A 4,720-nucleotide genomic window follows, 5' to 3' on the forward strand; every position below is an offset into this window, starting at 1 on the left:
AGGGAGAGAAGCAGGGCTTGAAGCCTCAATCTAAAGATCGTTTTCGGTTGGTAGCATTGTATTGTATGGTGATTGTTTTTGCTTTTGCGGCGAACAACTTATACATCACAAGTATCCCCTTGTATCTGTCGCGAGAGCTGCAGGTAGACCCAAACTGGCTTGGCTTTTTGTTTGGTGCTGCGGCATTGTGTGAAATCCCGATTATGTTGTGGGCTGGTCGATTGTCTGAAAAAGTGGGGACTATCAAGTTACTCCTGATGGGCATTACCAGTGGGGCACTGTTCTACGCTGTGATGCTGACCAATACCACTTTCGTTGCCATGTTGTTAGCTCAACTTCTGAACGGCTTCTTTATTGGTATATGTGCAACGCTAGGTATGGTGGTATTTCAAGACATGATGCGTGATCGACTAGGAACGGCATCGACACTGTTCTCGAGCATGCTTAATGTCAGTATGCTGGTTGCGAGTCTGTCGGTAGGGGTCGTCGGGGAGCTCTATAACTACTACAGCACGCTATATGTTTCATTGTTAGGGACTATTGCAGCACTAGGGTTGTTGGTGTTATTCGGGATTAAGTCTAGCCGTTCACAAGTAGAGTTAAATCCAGCGTAAAAACGTCATTGGCAGCCATTTTTCTTGACCTTGATGACTGCAAAAAGGTTGAGCAGCAATTTAAACATGCTCTACGTCGTCCCGAGCTTTGTTGCCAACATTACATGTGGCTGCAAGACCATGCTCAAGAGAGCAAAACCCGATGTTAGCGCTTCTGGTTTTGCTCAGATAAGAAGAGGTGGTTAAGCCAGTTTTTGCTCAAACTGTTGGCGGTACATCACCATATCTTCGATAGTCAGTACAGGCATGTTGTGCAGTTTACCAAATGCGACGATCTCTGGCGTTTTCGCCATGCTGCCGTCTGGATTGGTTACTTCACAAAGCACTCCTGCTGGCTGTAATCCTGCCATTTGCATTAGGTCGATCGTCCCTTCAGTATGACCACGACGAGTCAATACACCACCTTTGCGCGCGCGTAGCGGGAATACATGACCAGGTTTTGCCAGATCGGAAGGTTTGGCTGTTGGGTTTGCCGCTGTCTTGATAGTAGTAACGCGATCTTGCGCAGACACACCAGTCGTTACACCCACTTTCGCTTCAATCGAAACTGTAAAGGCGGTTTGGTTGGCGCTGTTGTTGTTTTCAACCATTGGCGTAAGTTCAAGGCGATCCGCTTGCTCTTCTGGCAGACATAGACAGACAATCCCGCTGCACTCGCGGATCATCAGTGCCATTTGAGCAGTCGTTAGCGATTCGACTGAATAGATAATGTCGCCTTCGTTTTCGCGGTCTTCATCATCAAGAAGTAGAACTCCGCGACCTTCTTTCAAGGCAGTGAGTGCGTTTTCAACACGAGTAATAGGTTCGCCGAACTCGGCAAGTAGAGATGACTGATTCATGGTTAACTCCTAAATATCACCAGAATCAGGGCATACATGAGCACTGAGGCATAATTACCCCAGCCAAAACGAAATGCACCACTCAATTGCAAGACTAAAAGCCTTGATTGGTGGTGTGGTTTCATTCTCTCTCATCCGGACTATAACCGTCGGCTCTGGGTTTTCACCAGATCTGCTGACCTCGAGGTATCGAGCGCTCGCGGGCTCACCCCAAACTATGTAGGGAATACCGCCGGTGGGGAATTTCGCCCCGCCCTGAGAACAAATATAAACGTTTGCTTAAATAGCGCAGAGATTGTATCGCGTCTAGCTTAAAGATCAATATCGTACGGCTCAACTAGGGGCTCGAGTGTCTAGTTTTAATCCAAGCAAAAGAAAAATAACAGGAAAGGATTCAGCGACAGCCTAGCTCTTTTTCGCTTCTTGGTTTGGTTTTAGTCTGATGTTAAAGAAATCAAAGAGGTAACATAATGAAAATCGAACACATCGCTATCTGGACGACACAACTTGAACCACTGAAAGAGTTTTACATTAAGTACTTTGGTGCTACCGCTAATCACAAGTATCACAACCCAACTAAGAAGTTCACATCGTACTTTTTGGCGTTTGATGAAGGTTGCCGCCTTGAGTTGATGGAGATGGATGGTGTAAGCGAAACCAAGGGTGAAGCTTATGATCAATTCATCGGTCTGGCTCACTTTTCAATGTCACTTGGTAGTGAGCAGGCGGTAGATGAACTGACCGCCCGTTTGGTGGCTGACGGCTACGAAAAGCTCGATGGACCGAGACGTACAGGCGATGGTTATTGGGAAAGCTGTGTACGAGATCCAGACGGTAACCGCATTGAGTTAACGGTGTAATACCAAATAGGGAAATTTAGACCTTGCGGTTGTTCCTAGTTAGCGAAGGATATAGCAAAGCCAGCTCATGTGAGCTGGCTTTGATGTTTTACAGATATTGTCTGTTAGCCGTAGGCGACACTCGGGAACCAGAGCACTAGCTGCGGCCATACCACTAAGCAGACGAGGGCGATAAGCTGAATCACAATGAATGGGATCACACCTCGGTAAATATCTTTAAGCGCGACGCCTTCTGGGCAAACCCCTTTTAGATAGAACAGGGCGAAGCCTACTGGTGGCGTCAAGAAACTGGTCTGCAATGCCATTGCGACTAACATTACGAACCATACTAAACTCGGGTTATCCACCACACCGTGACCGTCTAGCTCAATGCCTAGGCTTGCAATAACCGGAGCAAGGAGCGGCAGCGCAATCAGCGTTATTTCAATCCAGTCTAGGAAGAAACCAAGCAGAAATACGATTAACAAGATGAAGGCAACAATCCCGTATGGACCAAATGGTAAGCCGCTTAAGAATGACTCAATCAGTTCGTCGCCGCCTAGTTCACGCAGTACTAGCGCGAAACACGAAGCTCCGAGGAAAATCATAAAGATATAAGCCGTGGTTCCATAAGAGGCGAGTAATACTTCCTTGAGTACTTTTAGGTTTAGCTTTCTATTGTACGCGGCAAGAATTGTGGCGCCTAGCGCACCAATGCCTGAAGCTTCCGTGGGTGTCGCAACGCCTGCGAAGATTGAACCAAGCACACAGAAGATGAGCATCACGGTTGGCGTGATGTCTTTGAACACTTGTAGAATCAAGCTCCAATTAACAGGCTCAACATTCTCTGGCACTGGCGCTTTCTCGGGATTCATTTTACCAATAAGCAATATGTAGAGTATGTATAAGCTACCCAGTAGTAGGCCCGGCATGATCGCACCCATGAAAAGGTCGCCAACAGAGAGACCTAACTGATCGGCCATGATCACGAGCATGATCGATGGTGGCAGAAGTATCCCAAGCGTACCTGCTGAAGCCACTGTACCGAGTGCAAGTGGTAGGTGATAGCCTTGGCGCATCATACTTGGTAGAGACATTACCGTAAGCAACACCACTGAGGCTCCGATGATACCTGTCGAGGCCGCAAGGATAATTCCAATAGCCATAACAGTAATGGCAAGGCCGCCGTGTACCTTACCGAACAACGCTTGCATCGACGCCATTAGCTTTTCAGCTATCCCCGATTTATCGAGCATATTGCCCATGAAGATAAACATCGGCAGGGCAACCAGAATCCAGTTGTCCATAATCTTGTAGATTCGGTTAACCACTAAGCCAAGGCTGGTGTAATCAAGTCCGGTAAAGGTATCTAGATAGATGTCAGCGAAGTAGCCGACAGCAGCAAACACAACACCAATCCCACCTAATACATAGGCAACAGGAATGCCTGTGAAAAGTAGTAGGATGAAGGAGCCAAACATGGCGATTACAATCCACTCATTCGCTTCCATGATTCGTTCCTTTTGCTTGTTTATTGCCAAATAGGGTTTCTAAGTTGCGCAGTATCCGCGCGATCATTGAGAGCAGCAGTAAACTAAAACTCAAAGGGATGACGCTTTTGATTAGCCAACGATAAGGCAGGCCGGATGGAGAGGCTGAACTCTCGTTCACGCGCCAAGATTCATAAGCAAAATCGTAGGAGTGAAGAATCACAATCACTACGAAAGGGATGGCTAGTAGCGTAAGGCCAAATAGATCCACTAGCGCTTTCTTGCGTTCTGAGAATTTGTGATAGAACAGATCGACTCGAACATGAAGATTAGATATTTGGGCATAGGCGGTACCAAACATTACGGCTGTTGCGTAGAGGTGCCATTGCAACTCTTCGAGAGCTATCTGCCCGTTGGAGAATACTTTTCTTAGCACTACCTGAATGATGATCACTGCCACTAGAGCGAGGTTTGTCCAAGCCAGAACTTTGCTCACCATGGTAATTAATCGTTCGAGCTGACCATACAAGGGGACATTTGGAGGGGAATACAACACTTTGCTCATTGGTTACTCCTTAAAACCATAGCCGACGCAGCTAGGTTGGCTGCGTCGGTTTACATCCAATTCACTAAAGGTTATTTATTTTGCGTTTCACGAGGTAAGAAGCCATTCACTGCCCACAGCGCGTAGCCTTCACGGAAGGTACTTAAATCAGCCCAAACTTTGTCAAAGAACGGGTCTGCGGCTTTTTTCTCTTCAACCACTTCAAGCCAAGTGTTTTCAAACAGGTTAAGCATTTCGTCATTCCAGTAACGGATCTCAACGCCGTTCTCTTTGGCTTTCTCCATTGCTGCGAACTGCAACGCTTCACCTTCGGCAATCGAGTATGTCATGGTTGCCATACACGTGGTTTCAACCGCGGCTTGTTGGGTGTCGC

At 47.1% G+C, this 4,720-nt stretch carries 5 protein-coding genes, 1 pseudogene and 1 riboswitch; of the genes and pseudogenes, 2 read left to right on the forward strand and 4 right to left on the reverse strand.

The features are described from left to right. Positions 1-614: MFS transporter (locus tag QTO00_RS15080; RefSeq protein WP_331425521.1), on the forward strand; the 614-nt coding region annotated here is incomplete at its 5' end. 182 nt (positions 615-796) lie between these two features. Here the strand turns inward: QTO00_RS15080 and ribB are convergent. Then, a complete protein-coding gene (ribB, locus tag QTO00_RS15085) occupies positions 797-1,453 on the reverse strand; it encodes a 3,4-dihydroxy-2-butanone-4-phosphate synthase (protein ID WP_331425522.1) in 657 nt (218 codons plus the stop codon). Between the two features lie 119 nt (positions 1,454-1,572). Then, positions 1,573-1,720, reverse strand: a riboswitch (FMN riboswitch). Positions 1,721-1,923: 203 nt separating this feature from the next. Here ribB and QTO00_RS15090 point away from each other — a divergent pair. Beyond that, positions 1,924-2,313, forward strand: a complete 390-nt coding sequence (locus tag QTO00_RS15090) for a VOC family protein (RefSeq protein WP_331425523.1) — start codon at positions 1,924-1,926, stop codon at positions 2,311-2,313. A 104-nt stretch (positions 2,314-2,417) separates the two neighbouring features. Here QTO00_RS15090 and QTO00_RS15095 read toward each other — a convergent pair whose 3' ends face one another. From QTO00_RS15095 to QTO00_RS15105, 3 genes and pseudogenes are all read right to left on the reverse strand, one after another. Further along, positions 2,418-3,803, reverse strand: coding sequence for a TRAP transporter large permease (locus QTO00_RS15095; protein WP_331425524.1), 1,386 nt, complete (start codon positions 3,801-3,803; stop codon positions 2,418-2,420). Further along, entirely contained in the window at positions 3,790-4,347 is a 558-nt protein-coding gene (locus QTO00_RS15100; RefSeq protein ID WP_331425525.1) for a TRAP transporter small permease subunit, read from the reverse strand. Before QTO00_RS15100 ends, QTO00_RS15095 begins: the two co-directional genes overlap by 14 nt. 71 nt (positions 4,348-4,418) lie before the next feature. Next, positions 4,419-4,720: pseudogene (locus tag QTO00_RS15105) on the reverse strand (C4-dicarboxylate ABC transporter); the annotation flags it as partial.

The sequence above is a fragment of the Vibrio sp. M260118 genome (genome assembly GCF_036533755.1).
GTDB lineage: Bacteria > Pseudomonadota > Gammaproteobacteria > Enterobacterales > Vibrionaceae > Vibrio.